At 68.0% G+C, this 14,375-nt stretch carries 4 protein-coding genes; 2 read left to right on the top strand and 2 right to left on the bottom strand.

The window, feature by feature from the left end; all coding sequences use genetic code 11:
- Positions 1-55: 55 nt before the first annotated feature.
- Positions 56-2,269, top strand: coding sequence for a primosomal protein N' (locus tag K5658_RS00895; protein WP_221065121.1), 2,214 nt, complete (start codon positions 56-58; stop codon positions 2,267-2,269).
- 45 nt (positions 2,270-2,314) lie between these two features.
- Here K5658_RS00895 and K5658_RS00900 read toward each other — a convergent pair whose 3' ends face one another.
- The gene (locus K5658_RS00900) at positions 2,315-7,723 is read right to left on the bottom strand and encodes an O-linked N-acetylglucosamine transferase family protein (protein ID WP_221065122.1); all 5,409 of its coding nucleotides are present in this window, start codon (positions 7,721-7,723) and stop codon (positions 2,315-2,317) included.
- 167 nt (positions 7,724-7,890) lie between these two features.
- A complete protein-coding gene (locus K5658_RS00905; protein ID WP_221065123.1) occupies positions 7,891-8,331 on the bottom strand; it encodes a hypothetical protein in 441 nt (146 codons plus the stop codon).
- Positions 8,332-8,571: 240 nt separating this feature from the next.
- Between K5658_RS00905 and K5658_RS23875 the strand changes: the two genes are divergently transcribed.
- The gene (locus K5658_RS23875) at positions 8,572-14,370 is read left to right on the top strand and encodes an alpha-2-macroglobulin family protein (protein ID WP_221065124.1); all 5,799 of its coding nucleotides are present in this window, start codon (positions 8,572-8,574) and stop codon (positions 14,368-14,370) included.
- The last annotated feature ends 5 nt before the right edge of the window (positions 14,371-14,375 follow it).

Raw genomic sequence — 14,375 nt, forward strand, 5'->3', positions numbered from 1 at the left:
CGGGTTCCAAAGGCTCCCGCCCTATGCTAGGCGGCTTTTATGTCCTGGATTTGACATGCCCAAGGTGCTGAGGATCGCGGTCCAGGCCCCGCTGCGGAGCCTGTTCGACTACCTGCCGCCCGCCGGGGTGGACCCCGCTGCTTTGCGGCCCGGCGTCAGGGTCCAGGTGCCGTTCGGACCCCGGCGGCGGATCGGCGTGCTGCTGGAAATCGCCGATGCTTCCGAACTCGATCCCGCCAGGCTCAAGCCCGTCCTGGCCGTGCTGGACCCGGAACCCCTGCTCTCGGCGGACGACCTCGCCCTGTTGGCCTGGGCCAGCCGCTATTACCACTATCCCATCGGCGAAGCGCTGGCCCTGGCCTTCGCGCCCTTGCTGCGGGAGGGCCAATCCGCCGCGCCGGAAACGGTCCGCGTCCTCTGCCCGGCGGGTCCCGGCGGTGCCGGGGCCGAAGCCTTGGTCAAGCGCTCGCCCCGCCAAGCCGAATTGCTGCGCCTGCTGCGGGAGCATCCCGCTGGTTTGCCGCCCGCGATCCTGGCCGGGCTGGACGGTGGCAAGCACGCCGCCACCGCCTTGGTCGGCAAGGGTTTGGCGTTGTGGCGGGAACAAGCGGCCCAGGTTGCCGCCGCCGGGACCGGCACCGTCCATTCCCCCGCCCCGCCCTTGGCGCTCAATCCCGGCCAAGCCGCCGCCGTGGCGCGGGTGCTGGAAGCCCTGGGCGGCTTCCGGGCCTTCCTGTTGGATGGCGTCACCGGCAGCGGCAAGACCGAGGTGTATTTGCGGCTGGCGGGCGAAGTGTTGGCGCGGGGCGGACAGGTCATGGTGCTGGTGCCCGAAATCAGCCTGACACCGCAATTGGAAGCCCGCTTCCGTGCCCGGTTCCCGGACCCCTTGGCGGTCTATCATTCCGGGCTGGCCGCCGGCGAGCGCCGCCGGGCCTGGTTGGCGATGCAGCGCGGCGAAGCCGCGATCCTGCTCGGCACCCGCTCCGCCGTGTTCATGCCCATGCGCGCGCCGGGTTTGATCGTATTGGACGAGGAACACGACGCTTCGTTCAAGCAGCACGACGGCTTCCGCTTCTCGGCGCGGGATGTGGCGGTGATGCGTGCCCATCTGCTGAAAATCCCGGTGGTGTTGGGTTCCGCCACGCCCTCCTTGGAGAGTCTCCATAATGTCCGGCAAGGGCGCTACCAGCGTTTGCACCTACCGGAGCGGGCCGGGGGCGCGGCCCCGCCGCTGTTCCGCTTGTTGGATATCCGCGGCCAGCGCCTGGTGGAAGGCTTGTCTTCCCAGCTTTTGTCCGAGATCGGCCAAACCCTGGGCAGGCGGGAACAGGTCTTGCTGTTCGTCAACCGGCGCGGTTTCGCGCCGACCTTGATCTGCCATGCCTGCGGCTGGGTCGCGCAATGCGGCTGCTGCGACGCCAACTTGGTCATCCACTTCGGGGAGGACCGCTTGCGCTGCCATCATTGCGGCCACGAACAAGCCTTGGTCCGCGCCTGCGCCCAATGTGGCGACAGCGAATTGCGGCCCTTGGGCCTGGGCACCGAGCGCATCGAAGCCGCCCTGGAAGAGCGTTTCCCCGAGGCCCGCGTGGCCCGCATCGACCGCGATAGCACCCGGCGCAAGGGGTCTTTGCATCAACTGCTGGACGATATCCACGCGGGCCGGGTCGATATCCTGGTCGGCACCCAGATGCTCGCCAAAGGCCATCATTTCCCCAAGGTCACTTTGGTGGGCATCGTCGATGTGGACGGGGGACTGCACAGCACCGATTACCGGGCGGGCGAGCGCACGGCGCAATTGATCATGCAGGTGGCGGGCCGGGCCGGGCGCGAAGATAGGCCGGGTTCGGTGCTGCTGCAAACCCGCCAGCCCGGCCATCCCCTGCTGTGCAGTTTGATCCGCGAGGACTACGCCGGTTTCGCCGAGGTCTGCGCGGCGGAGCGGGCCGCTGCCGGATTGCCGCCGTTCGGCTATCAGGCGCTATGGCGGGCGGAATCGGCCGAGGCGGACAGGCCAGCGCGGTTCCTGGCGGGGTTGGCGGAATTCGCGGGACGGATGCAAGCGCCGTCCTTGCAGGTGCTGGGGCCGGTGCCCGCGCCCCTGGCCCGGCGGGCGGGACGGCACCGCGCCCAATTGCTGTTGCAATCGCCCCGGCGCGGGGAATTGCACGGCGCGGTGGAGGCGCTGTTGGATGCCATCCCGGAATTGTTGGCCGGATGCCGGGTGCAGTGGTCGATGGATATCGATCCGGTGGATGTGTATTGAGCGGGAGCCGCCCTCGTGGGCACCGGCGCGGGGCGCGCGGGGCGGTCAAGTCCCGCCTGGCTCCATGCCCAAGCCGGATCGTAGCGCCGCCAGCCGTCCGGGGTCGGGCCGTTCCACGCAGGCGATGGCCCGCAATCCCCATGTCCCCGCCTGTTCCACGGCGACTTCGGCGAACCCGGCGGCCCGCAGCGCCCGCTCCAATGTCCCGGCGGTGAAGCCGGTATGGTGGGGGGCGGCGCGGTCGCCATAGATCAGGTCCAGCGGGGACGCGGCGGCGGCGGGCATCTCCGCCTCCAATTTATCTCCGGCGATCCAGTGCGCGATGGCCCCCAAATCCGGCACCTCCACCCACACATAAGCCCCCGCCGCCAGCATCCGGCGGAATTCCCCCAGCACCGTCGGCACTTCTTGCGGATACAGCCGCTGTAGCTGGTGCGGCGCGACGATGGCGTCGAGCGAGGCCGTCGCCACCTGGGCCAGCGCCGCCGGGTCGGCGTGGTCCAACCGGGTGGCGTCCCAGTCCGGGGCGGGGAATGCGCCGGGCCGGGAATCGCCGCCGATATACAGCAGCTTCCGAACGGGCCGGACTTCCCTCGGCAAGGGCGGGATGGCGAAGGATTCGGCCACCCCACCCGCCTGCCAGATTTCCCACATGCGGACATAGGCCGCTTCCAGGTGCAGCCGCGAGCGCTCCAGATCGAACAAGGGCTCCGTGGCGCGGTGGCGTTCGAGCTTGGCTTTGAGCGCGGCCAGCGCCTCCGGCTGGGTAGCGAGGCGCAGGGCCAGGGCTTCGTAGGCTTCCGGGGTGGCGGCGATGAGTTCCGGCAGCCCCGCCGCCCGCAACAGGCTACCGGCCATGCGGCTGGCGAAGGCGCGGCCCGGCAGGGTCAGCACCGGCAAGCCCATCCACAGCGCGTCGGCGGCGGTGGTGCCGGCGTTGTACGGCAGGGTGTCGAGGAACAAATCGGCCTGCCGGAACCGCGCCAGATATTCCGGCCTGGGCATCCGGCCCCCGAACACCAGCCGCGCCGGGTCCACGCCCCGCGCCCCGGCCTCGCGCCGCAGGTTGCTTTCCACTTCGGCATTGGCTTGGTAAAGCCATAGCACGCTGTCCGGCACCTGCCGCAACAAGCGCATCCAGATATCGAACACCGGCGGATGGATTTTGTAGGTGTTGTTGAAACAGCAGAACACGAAGCCGTGTTCGGGCAGGCCGAGTTCGGCGCGGGAGGGCGTGGGGGTGTCGAGCGGACGCCGGGCGGCGCTTTGGAAGCATTCGGGCAGCCGCGCCACCCGCTCGACATAGAAGCCCTCGTCGCCCGGCGGCACCACGAAGTCGTCGGCCAGGAGGTAATCGATATAGCCCGCGCCCAGGGTGCCGGGATGGCCGAGGTAATTGACTTGGATCGGCGCGGCGCGGCAGGCGAAGATGCCGGTGCGGGCGTTGCGGGTGTGTCCGGCCAGATCGACGGCGATATCGATTTCCAGGTCGCGGAGCCACTGGGCCAGCGCCGGGTCGGAATAGCCATGGGCATCGATGAAGCGGTCCGCCGCCCGTTCCACCCGCGTCCGCCATGCGTCCGCCGCCGGTTGGCCCAGGGCGACGGCGGTGATCTCGAAGCGGGTCCGGTCGTGCCCTTCCAGCAGGTCGGCGGTCAGGTGGGCCACGGGATGGTCGCGCCAATCGGGCGAGATATAGGCGATGCGGATGCGGTCGTGGCGGTGGCGCGGCAGTTGCGGCGCGGGTTGTTCGGGGTATTTGTCGCGGACATGGATTTCGGCGCCCAGGCGTTGTTCCAGCGGATCGCCGCCGACATTGAGCAGGGTCCAGGGCGGGCTGCCGCGGTAGCCGGCGTACACGCTCCGCCTGAGCCGCTGGTGGAGTTCGGCTTGGCCACGCCAATCGCAGACGAGGTCGCGGCAGAGGACCGCCATCCCGGCGGAATCCGGGTAATCCGGCTTCAAGGCCAGGGTGCGCTCGAAACAGGCCAGGGCTTCGTTCCACAGCCGGTTGTCGAAATACAGGGAACCCAGGTTGTCGTGGATATCGGCGCGGTTGGGGTCCAGGACCAGGGCTTGGCGGTAGGCGGCCTCGGCTTCTTGCTGGCGTCCCATGTAGCGGAGCAGGTTGCCCAGGTTGCTGTAGGCGTCCGGGTATTCCGGCCTGAGCGCCAGCGCCTTGCGGAAGGCGGCTTCCGATTCTTCCAGCCGCACGCTGACCTTGTACAGCACGCCCAGGTTGCCATAAACCTCGGCATAGTCCGGTTTCAATTCCAAAGCCTTGAGATAGGCGGCCTCGGCCTCGGCGTAGCGGTTGCCGTCGTTCAGCAAATTCCCGAGCTCGTTGTAGAACGTGGCGGCGTCCGGTTTGAGCGCGATGGCCCGGCGCTGCATGGCCTCGGCTTCCGCCCTGCGCTTGGTTTCGCGGAGGACGGTGCCCAGGGCGTTATGGGCCTCGGCATAGTCCGGCTTGAGCCGGATCGCCTCCCGGTAGGCGGCTTCGGCGTCCGCCGGTTTCCCCCCTTGCTTGAGCAAATTGCCCAGGTTGTTCCAGGCTTCCGGGTAATCCGGTTTGAATGCCAGGGCTTGGCGATAAAGGGCTTCGGCCTCGTCCGGGCGCAAGGCTTTGCGGAGGGTGACGGCCAGGTTGTTGAGCGCCTCGGGGTTGTCGGGCTTGAGCGCCAGGGATTGGCGGTAGGCGGCTTCCGCCGCTTCCAGGCGTCCGCCTTCGCTCAGGGCGTTGCCGATGGTGTTCAACTGTCCGGGCTGGGTGGGGTTCAAGGCCAGGGCGCGTTGGTAGAGGTCCAGCGCCTCCGGTTGGCGACCCCTGTGCCGGAGTAGCTGGGCCAGCGAGAGGTAGGGACCGACATCGCCGGGGTCGATTTCCAGCAATTGGCGGTAGGCGGTTTCGGCATCGGCGATGCGGCCCATGTCGCGGTAGATGACCGCGAGATTGCGGCGGGCTTCCCGGTACGTGGGCTGGGCGGCGACCAGCTTGAGCAGGAGCCGTTCCGCCGTCGCGTAGTCTTGGGTGCGGGCGGCGAGCACGGCCAGGAAATTGAGCGCTTCCGGGTCGTCGGGACGCAGGGCGAGGTATTGCTCGAGCCGGGTCCGGGCCGCTTCCAATTGGTTGGCGTGGTAGAGGCGGGCCGCTTCTTGATAAATCTGGGCGGCCTGGGTGGGTTTGGGCTTGTGCTTGGCCATGGTGGATTCGTCGGGCTTGGGGGATTCGTCGGATGTGGGTGGGAGTTCGATGGCGAGATGGGCGGGCGCGGCCCCGCGCTGCCAGTTTTCCCACATCGCCGTGTAGGCGGCTTCGAGGGTCCTGGTGGAACGCGGCACGTCGAACAAGGGCTGGTGCCGGAGGTTCCGTTCCAGCTTGGCCTTGAGCGCGGCCAGGGCGTCCGGCTCGGTGGCGAGGCGCACGGCCAGGGCTTCGTAGTCCGCCGCGTTGTGGACGATCAATTCGGGCAGGCCCGCCGCCCGCAACAGGCTCCCGCCCATGCGGGCGGCGAAGGAGCGCCCGGCCTGGGTCAGCACCGGCAGGCCCATCCACAGGGCGTCGCTGGCGGTGGTGCCGGCGTTATAGGGCAGCGTGTCCAGGAACAGATCGGCGCGGCGGTAACGGGCCAGATAGTCCGGCGGCGGCAGGCGTCCGCCGAACACCAGCCGTCCGGGGGCGACGCCACGGGCCTGGGCTTCGCGCCGGAGGTTGTCCTCGACCTGGGGATGCGGTTTGAGCAACCAGAGGACGCCGCCCTCGACCCGCCGCAACACCCGCATCCATAGGTCGAATTGCAGCGGGTGGATTTTATAGGTGTTGTTGAAACTACAGAACACGAAGCCGGTTTCCGGCAGGCCGAGTTCGGCGCGGGTCGGGGTCGTCGCGGCGGGCTGGCGGTAGGCGGCGCATTGGAAGGTGTCGGGGAGCCGGACGATGCGTTCGGCATACCCACTTTCCTCCGCCTCCGGGACGACGAAGGCGTCGGCCAAGAGGTAATCCATGTAGTCCACGCCCAGGGTGCCGGGATAACCCAGGTAGTTGACCTGGATCGGCGCGGCGCGGCGGGCGAACAAACCGGGCCGGGCGTTGCGGGTGTGGCCGGCCAAATCCACCGCGATATCGATTTCCAAGTCCCGGAGACGCCGGGTCAGGTCCGCGTCGGAGACGCCGTGGCCGTCGATGAACACATCGAAGCCCCGTTCCAGCCTTTGCCGGAAGGCGTCTTGGACCTTCGGCCCCAGCGACACGCCGACCACCTCGAAACGGGCGCGGTCGTGGCTTTCGATCAAATCGACGACGAGGTGGGCGACGGGATGGTTCTGGAAATCCGGGGAAATGTAGGCGAGGCGGATTTTCGGATGGCGGTGGCGCGGCAGGGGGCGTTCGGCACCGGGGAAAGGCGGTGGCGCGTACAGCGCGGCGCAGCGCCGTTGGGCCTCGGGGTCGTCGAGGGCGTTCATCAGCGAGAACGGCGTGGCGCAGGGCAGGCCCGCCGCGATGCCCCGCGCCAAGCGTTCCATCATGGCGGCGTGGTCGGTCCAATCGCAGAGCTTGGCCCGGCTATGCGCGGCCATGCCCTGGGCGTAGCGGTGATCCGGGGCGATGCGCAAGAGTTCGTCGAAGCATTCCACCGTTTCGACGAAGGCATCGTTCCGTCCCGACAGCAGGCTCGCCAGGTTATAGAGCACCGCCGGATTATGGGGGGCGAGCCGCCGGGCTTCGCGGTATTCGGCCTCGGCTTCCTTGAACCGGCCCATCTGTTTCATCAACACGCCCAGGCCGTTATGGGCCTCGGCGTGGCCCGGTTTGAGCTCCAAAACCCGGCGGTAGGCGGCTGCGGCTTCCTGGGGCCGGGCCAGTTCGGTCAGCAAGCGGCCCAGGTTGTGATGGGCCTCGGGGAAATCGGGCTGCAAATCCAAGGCGCGGCGGATCAGGGTTTCGGCCTCGTCCAGGCGATGGCGGTGTTGCATCAACACGCCCAGCCCCAGATGGGCCGCCGCCAAGCCGGGGTTGCGCTCCAGGGCGAGCCGGAAGCTGGCTTCGGCTTCCGCCTCCCGGCCCGTTTTCAGGAGCAGGTTGCCCAGGTTGATCCAGGCGTTGGCATGGCCGGGGTCGAGGTCCAGGGTTCGCCGGTAGAGGGCTTCGGCCTCGGCGTTCCGGCCCAGGTTGACCAAGAGTCCGGCCAGGTTGCTCTGGGCTTCGGCGAATTGCGGGAAGGCTTGGATGATCGCCCGGAATCCGGCTTCCGCTTCGGCTTCGCGCCCGGTCTGGGCGGCGACGAGGGCGGCGAGATGGCGGGCGTCCCAATGTTCGGGGTTGTCGGCGAGCAGGGCCAGCGCCATCGCCTCGGCTTCGGTCCAGCGTCCCGCGGAATAAAGGCGGGCGGCTTCGGCATAGCTGGGGCTGGGGACTGGATTCCCTGGCACGGCGGTCCGGGAGGGAGGGGTCATGCGGTGTCACGCTCGGGGTGGCTGTGGTTCGGCGCTTAATTATAGGGATGGACGCGGGCGGCGCGGGCCGAACATCGGCGGGACGGGGATGGTGGATCGAAACGCGGGGATGGACGGTCCTTGTCCTGGTGGCGGGCGGGTTCTGGGGAAGGGGCGGAGGCTTGGGGTCACTGCGGGTTTTGCTGGCCTAATAGCAGTTTGCCCGCCGCGATGAAGGCGGTGTTTTGATAGGCCACGAACACGCCCCGGCACAGGGCTTGGTAGCGCGATTGCACCCGGACCACGATGCGCATGGGCTGTGCGGGATTGAGCGCCGACTTGAATTCCAATTCCTCGAACGCCCTGGGCAGATCGGGCAAAGCGTCCAAGGCCAGGGGATCGCGCAGGTCGGAGGCGAGCACCGCGCCCATGACTTGGACCACGTTGTCGAGTACCCATTGCCGGGTGGTTTCGGGGTTGGCCCAAGTCGCGGGGCCGGCCCAGCCCGGCGGCGGGTTGACCGAGGCGGAGCCGTGGTAGCCGGGGGTTTCGATGTTCACGCTATGGGCTGGGGTGGGGGGAATCCGGCCCGATGGCGCGGATTCGAGGGGAAGGGCGTCCGGTTTCATAGGCTTGTTCTCTTGGCGAATCGGGGAAAGGCTCGGGAAGTTGCGCGGAGCGCGCTGGAATCCGACTTTACTCGTCGGAGCGGTGCCGCTCAGTGAACTGCTGCCCTCGGGGAAGGTGATTATTCACCGCCGGGGCGGGTCGGGTCGCAAGGGGCTGGGCGGGATGGATTGTCGGGTTGGATTCGGGGTTCCATACTATTTTCCACTATTTCCACGTCGATTTCCGGGAGGGATCGCCCCATGTTGCGTGCTATCTGGTTGTGGTTTTGCGTGGTCGTCCCGGTATGGGCGGGTGAAGCCGACCTGCCGCGTGTCGAGGTCTTTTCCCCCCGTGGCACGGTGAAGGACGTGCGGCAGGTGGCGGTGCGTTTTGCCGAACCCATGGTGGCCCTGGGCGATCCACGGCGACCGGCCCCGTTCACGGTCGATTGCCCCGCACCGGGCGCGGGCCGCTGGGCCGATGCCCGCAACTGGGTGTACGACTTCGAGCGCGATTTGCCCGCCGGGGTGGCATGCCGGTTCACCCTCAAGCCCGGCCTGCGCACCCTGGCGGGCGCGGCCCTGGCCGGGGAACGGGATTTCGGCTTCGACACCGGCGGACCCGCCATCCGCGCCTCCTTGCCGGAACAAGGCGACGAGGCCATCGACGAGCATCAGGTGTTCATCCTGGGCCTGGACGGCGAGGCCGATCCCGCCTCCCTCCGCGAGCATGTGCGCTGTGAAATCGCGGGCCTGTCCGAGCAGGTCGAGGTCGATCTCCTGGCCGGGGCGGCGCGGGAAGCCATCCTGGCCCAGCGCCGCCGTCTGGGCTACGCCTATTACGAGGTGCTGTGGAAGAACGGCGCGGAAAGCCTGCTCAGGGTCGAGGACAAAACCCTGCTGGAAAAAGCCGAGTCGCAATTGGTGGTGTTGCAATGCCGCCGCGCCCTGCCGCCGGAAGCCGGGGTGAAGCTGGTGTGGGGCCAAGGCATCCGTTCCGCCAGCGGGGTCGCGACCGCCGAAGACCAAGTCCTGGCGTTCAAAACCCGCCCCGCTTTCAGCGCCCGCTTGCAGTGCCAACGGGTGAACGCCCAGGCCGATTGCCTGCCCATGTTGCCGATCCGCTTGTCGTTCAGCGCCCAGGTCAAGGCGGAAGATTTGGCCCGGACCCGCATCGTCGATGGCACGGGCAAAACCTATCCGCCAGAGCCTATCGACGCGGCCAAGACCCCGACCGCCGACGAGGCGGTGTTCAAAGGGCCGTTCCCGGAAAAAGCCAAGCTGCGGGTGGAATTGCCGGAGGGTTTCCAGGACGACGCGGGCCGTCCCCTGGAAAACGCCGCCCGCTTCCCCCTGCCCACCGCCACCGACGAATATCCGCCGCTCGCCAAGTTCTCCGGCGATTTCGGCATCATCGAGCGCGAGGCGGGCGGCGTGTTGCCGGTCACTTTGCGCAATCTGGAACCCACGGTGGCGGGCCGGAATTTGACGGTGGCCCCGGACGGCATTCCCGGCCAGGTCAAGCGCTTCGACCAGGACGATGCCGAAATCGCCCGTTGGATCCGCCGGGTCGGCGCGGCGGGCCGGGTGCGGGGGCAGTGGTTGGAGCGCACCGGACCCGATGGCAAGCCCATTTGGCGGGAAGAAACCGGCGCGGAATCGGTGTTCGCCGCCCAGGACCAAGCCCAAGCCATCACCCTGCCCAAGCCCCTGGGCGGGAAGGAATTCGAGGTGGTCGGCATCCCTTTGGAAAAATCCGGCTTCTATGTGGTGGAACTCGCCAGCCCCAAACTGGGGGCCGCCTTGCTGGGCGATAGCCGCCCGCGCTATGTCGCCACCGCCGCCTTGGTGAGCAATCTGGCGGTGCATTTCCTATGGGGCCGGGAAGGCTCGGTGGTGTGGGTGACGCATCTGGATAAAGCCGATCCGGTGGCGGGGGCCGAGGTGCGGATCAGCGATTACTGCAACGGCCAGAGCCTCTGGCAAGGCCGGACCGGCCCGGACGGCATCGCCCGGATCGCGGCACCGGAAACCTTGGGCGCGCCCAGCGATGTGGCCTACTGCGACGAGGGTTGGGACGCGCATCCCTTGTTCGTCAGCGCCAGGGTGCCGGGCGATCTCGGTTTCACGGTGTCGGCGTGGAACCAGGGCATCGCGCCCACCGACTTCAATCTCCCTACCGGCGGCTATGACGGGCAGGCATTGGCGCATACGGTGCTGGACCGGGCCTTGTTCCGGGCCGGGGAAACCGTATCCATGAAGCATTTCCTGCGGCGGCATACTTTGCAGGGTTTCGCCGCCTTGCCCGAGGCTGCCGTCCCGACCCGGCTGGAAATCTATCATGCTGGCAGTGACCAGAAGTTCGAGATGCCGGTGCGGTTCGACGCGACCGGGGTGGCCGAAAGCACCTGGGCTATTCCCAAGGATGCCAAGCTGGGCGAATACAGCCTGACCCTGGTCGCCGAGGACAAGCGCTTCACCGCTGGAATGTTCCACGTGGAACAATTCCGCCTGCCGACCATGAAGGCGGCGATCCAGCCGCCCGCCGCTCCGCTGGTCAATGCCCGCTCGGTCCCGTTGGATGTGTTCGTTGCCTATCTGAGCGGCGGCGGCGCGGGCAATACGCCGGTGAAGCTGCGGAGCTTGGTGGAACCCAAGGCGCTGAGATTCGCCGATTACCCGGATTACAGCTTCGGCGGCGAGGCCGTACGGGAAGGTTTGTTCGAGGAAAGCGACTACGATGCCGACGAGCCCGCCACCGCCCGCAAACCCGCCCAGACCTTGGCGCTGACCCTCGATGCCCAAGGTGCCCGCCGCGCCACCCTGACCGATCTGCCGGTCGCCACCCAGCCCCAGGACTTGGTCGCCGAACTGGAATACCAGGACGCCAACGGCGAACTCGAAGCCGTGACCCAGCGGATTCCGCTATGGTCGGCCCAGGTCGTGGTTGGCGTGCGAACCGAGGGTTGGGCCTCCAGCCGCGACCAGGTCCGGCTCCGGGCCGTGGCCTTGGATTTGGCGGGCCAGCCGGTCGCGGGGCAGAAAATCGCCGTGGAACTCTATCAGCGGACTTATTATTCCTACCGCAAGCGGCTGATCGGCGGCTTCTATGCCTACGACAACCGCTCCGAGGTCAAGCGCATCGCTGGCGGCTGCGAAGGCAGGACCGATGCCCAGGGCTTGTTGCTCTGCACCTTGGCCCCGGACGCCAGCGGCGAAATCCTGCTGCAAGCCAAGACCCAGGACGGCCAGGGCAACCCGGCGCTCGCCGTGGCCAGCGCCTGGGTGGCCGGGGAGGATGACGGGTGGTTCCAGGGCGGTGCCGCCGACCGCATGGATGTGCTGCCCGAACAAAAGGAATACCAGCCCGGCACGACCGCCCGTTTCCAGGTGCGGATGCCGTTCCGCGAAGCCACGGCCTTGGTCAGCGTGGAACGCGAAGGCGTGGCCGAGACCTTCGTGACCCATTTATCAGGCCGGACGCCGGTGATCGAAGTGCCGGTCCTGGATCATCACGCGCCGAATGTTTACGTCTCCGTGTTGGCGGTGCGGGGCCGGGTGGGCGATGGGCAATCCTGGCTGGCGGATATGGCGCGGAAGTTCCATTGGCCCTGGCCGGTCGAAGGCGGCGCCCCCACGGCGCTGGCCGATTTGGGCAAACCCGCCTACCGCCTGGGCCAGGCCGAAATCCGGGTGGGTTGGAATCCCTACCGGCTGGACGTGAAGGTCGAACCCGACGCGCCGGTCTACAAGGTGCGCGATACCGCCAAGGTCAAGGTGAAGGTCAAACGCGCCGATGGCGGCACCCCGCCGCCCGGCACCGAGGTGGCCCTGGCGGCGGTGGACGAGGCTTTGCTGGAACTCAAGCCCAATCCTTCCTGGCAATTGCTGGAAAAGATGATGGACCCGAGGCCCATCGAGGTCTACACCTCCACCGCGCAGATGCAGGTGGTGGGCAAGCGCCATTATGGCCGCAAAGCCGTGCCCCATGGCGGCGGTGGCGGGCGGCAGGCGGCGCGGGAATTGTTCGATACGCTATTGCTGTGGAAAGGCCGTTTGCCCCTGGACGGGAACGGCGAGGCCGAGGTGGAGATTCCCCTGAACGACTCGCTCAGTTCGTTCCGGGTGGTGGCGGTCGCCAACGCCGGCCTGGATCGGTTCGGGACCGGCTCCGGGGTGTTGCGTACCCACCAGGATGTGATCCTGCATTCCGGCCTGCCGCCCATGGTCCGCGAGGGCGACCGCTTCTCCGGCGTGGTCACGGTCCGCAATGCCTCCCAGCGTCCCATCGCCCTCGCGGTCGAGGCGCGGGTCGCCAACGCCGCCGGAACCGCCCTGCCGGAATTCCCGCCCCGCACGCTGGAACTCGCGCCCGGCGCGGCCCAGGAATTGGCCTTCGAGTTGACGGTGCCGGTCGATGCGGGCCGCTTGCTGTGGGAGATCGCCGCCCGCGAACCCTCCGGCGCTAGCGGGGACCGGCTGCGGGTGGGCCAGGAGGTGGTACCGGTGCATCCGGTGCGGGTCTATCAGGCCACCTTGGAACAACTCGACCATCCCCTCACCATGGCGGTGGAGAAGCCGGCGGGCGCGGTGCCCGGACGCGGCGGGGTACGGGTGGAGGTGCAGGCCCGTCTGGGCGATGCCACCGGCGGGGTCGCCGCCTATATGGCCCGCTATCCCTATATCTGCCTGGAACAAAGGATTTCCGTGGCCGTCGCCCTGCGCGATCCGGCCCGCTGGCACACAGTCATGGACGCCCTGCCCGCCTATCTGGACCGCGATGGCCTGCTGAAATATTTCCCCAGCGATAGCCTGGAAGGCAGCGATACCCTGACCGCCTACGTCCTCGCCATCGCCCACGCCGCCGGGTGGGAACTGCCGGAAGCCGCCAAGGAGCGGATGACCGGGGCGCTGCAAAACTTTGTCGCGGGCCGCGTGGTGCGGGATTCCGCCCTGCCCACGGCGGACCTGTCCATCCGCAAGCTGGCGGCGGTGGCGGCTTTGGCGCGTTATGGCCTGGCGCGGCGGGAATCGCTGGATTCCATCGCCATCGAGCCCAACCTGTGGCCGACCTCGGCGGTGCTGGATTGGTTCGACCTCTTGAACCGCCTGGAAACCCTGCCCGACCGTGGGCGGCGCAAGGCGGAAGCGGAGCAAATCCTGCGTTCCCGGCTGAATTTCCAAGGCACGACCCTGGGCTTTTCGACCGAGCGCGACGACGCCCTGTGGTGGCTGATGCTGTCCGGCGATGTCAACGCCGTGCGGATGGTGCTGGAAGTGTTGGATGAACCCGGATGGCGGGCGGATTTGCCGCGCTTGGTGCGGGGCGCGGTCGGCCGCCAGCAAAAGGGCCGCTGGAACCTCACCACGGCCAACGCCTGGGGCGTGCTGGCCTTGGAGAAATTCAGCGCGGCCTTCGAATCCGTGCCCGTGACCGGGGAAACCCAGGCCACGCTGGCGGGCACGGCGCGGGGGTTCGCTTGGAACGCGGAAAGCCGCCGCGGCAGCCTGAATTTCCCCTGGCCGCAGGAACAAGCCGCCTTGGGCATCCGCCAGGAAGGCACGGGCAAGCCTTGGGTGATGGTGCAATCCAGGGCCGCCCTGCCCCTGGACGCGCCCTTGTCCAGCGGGTTCAAGCTGCAACGCACGGTGGTCCCGGTGGAGCAAAGGCATCCCGGTGTCTGGACCCGTGGCGATACCGCCCGCGTGACCCTGGCGTTGGAAGCCCAGTCAGACATGGCCTGGGTGGTGGTGGACGATCCGGTGCCGGCGGGTTCCACCGTGCTGGGCACCGGATTGGGCCGGGATTCCCAGCTGTTGACCCAGGGCGAAAAACGCGACGATGGCTGGACCTGGCCCGCCTACGAGGAACGCCGTTTCGATGGCTTCCGCGCCTACTACCGCTTCGTGCCCAAGGGGCAATGGACGGTGGAATATACGGTGCGTTTCAATAATCCGGGCCGTTTCGAGCTGCCCGCCACCCGCATCGAGGCCATGTACGCGCCGGAGATGTTCGGGGAATATCCGAACGCGGCGGCCGAGGTGCGGCCCGCGCCCTAAATCTT

This window comes from Methylomagnum ishizawai, from assembly GCF_019670005.1.
Taxonomy (GTDB): Bacteria; Pseudomonadota; Gammaproteobacteria; order Methylococcales; family Methylococcaceae; genus Methylomagnum; species Methylomagnum ishizawai.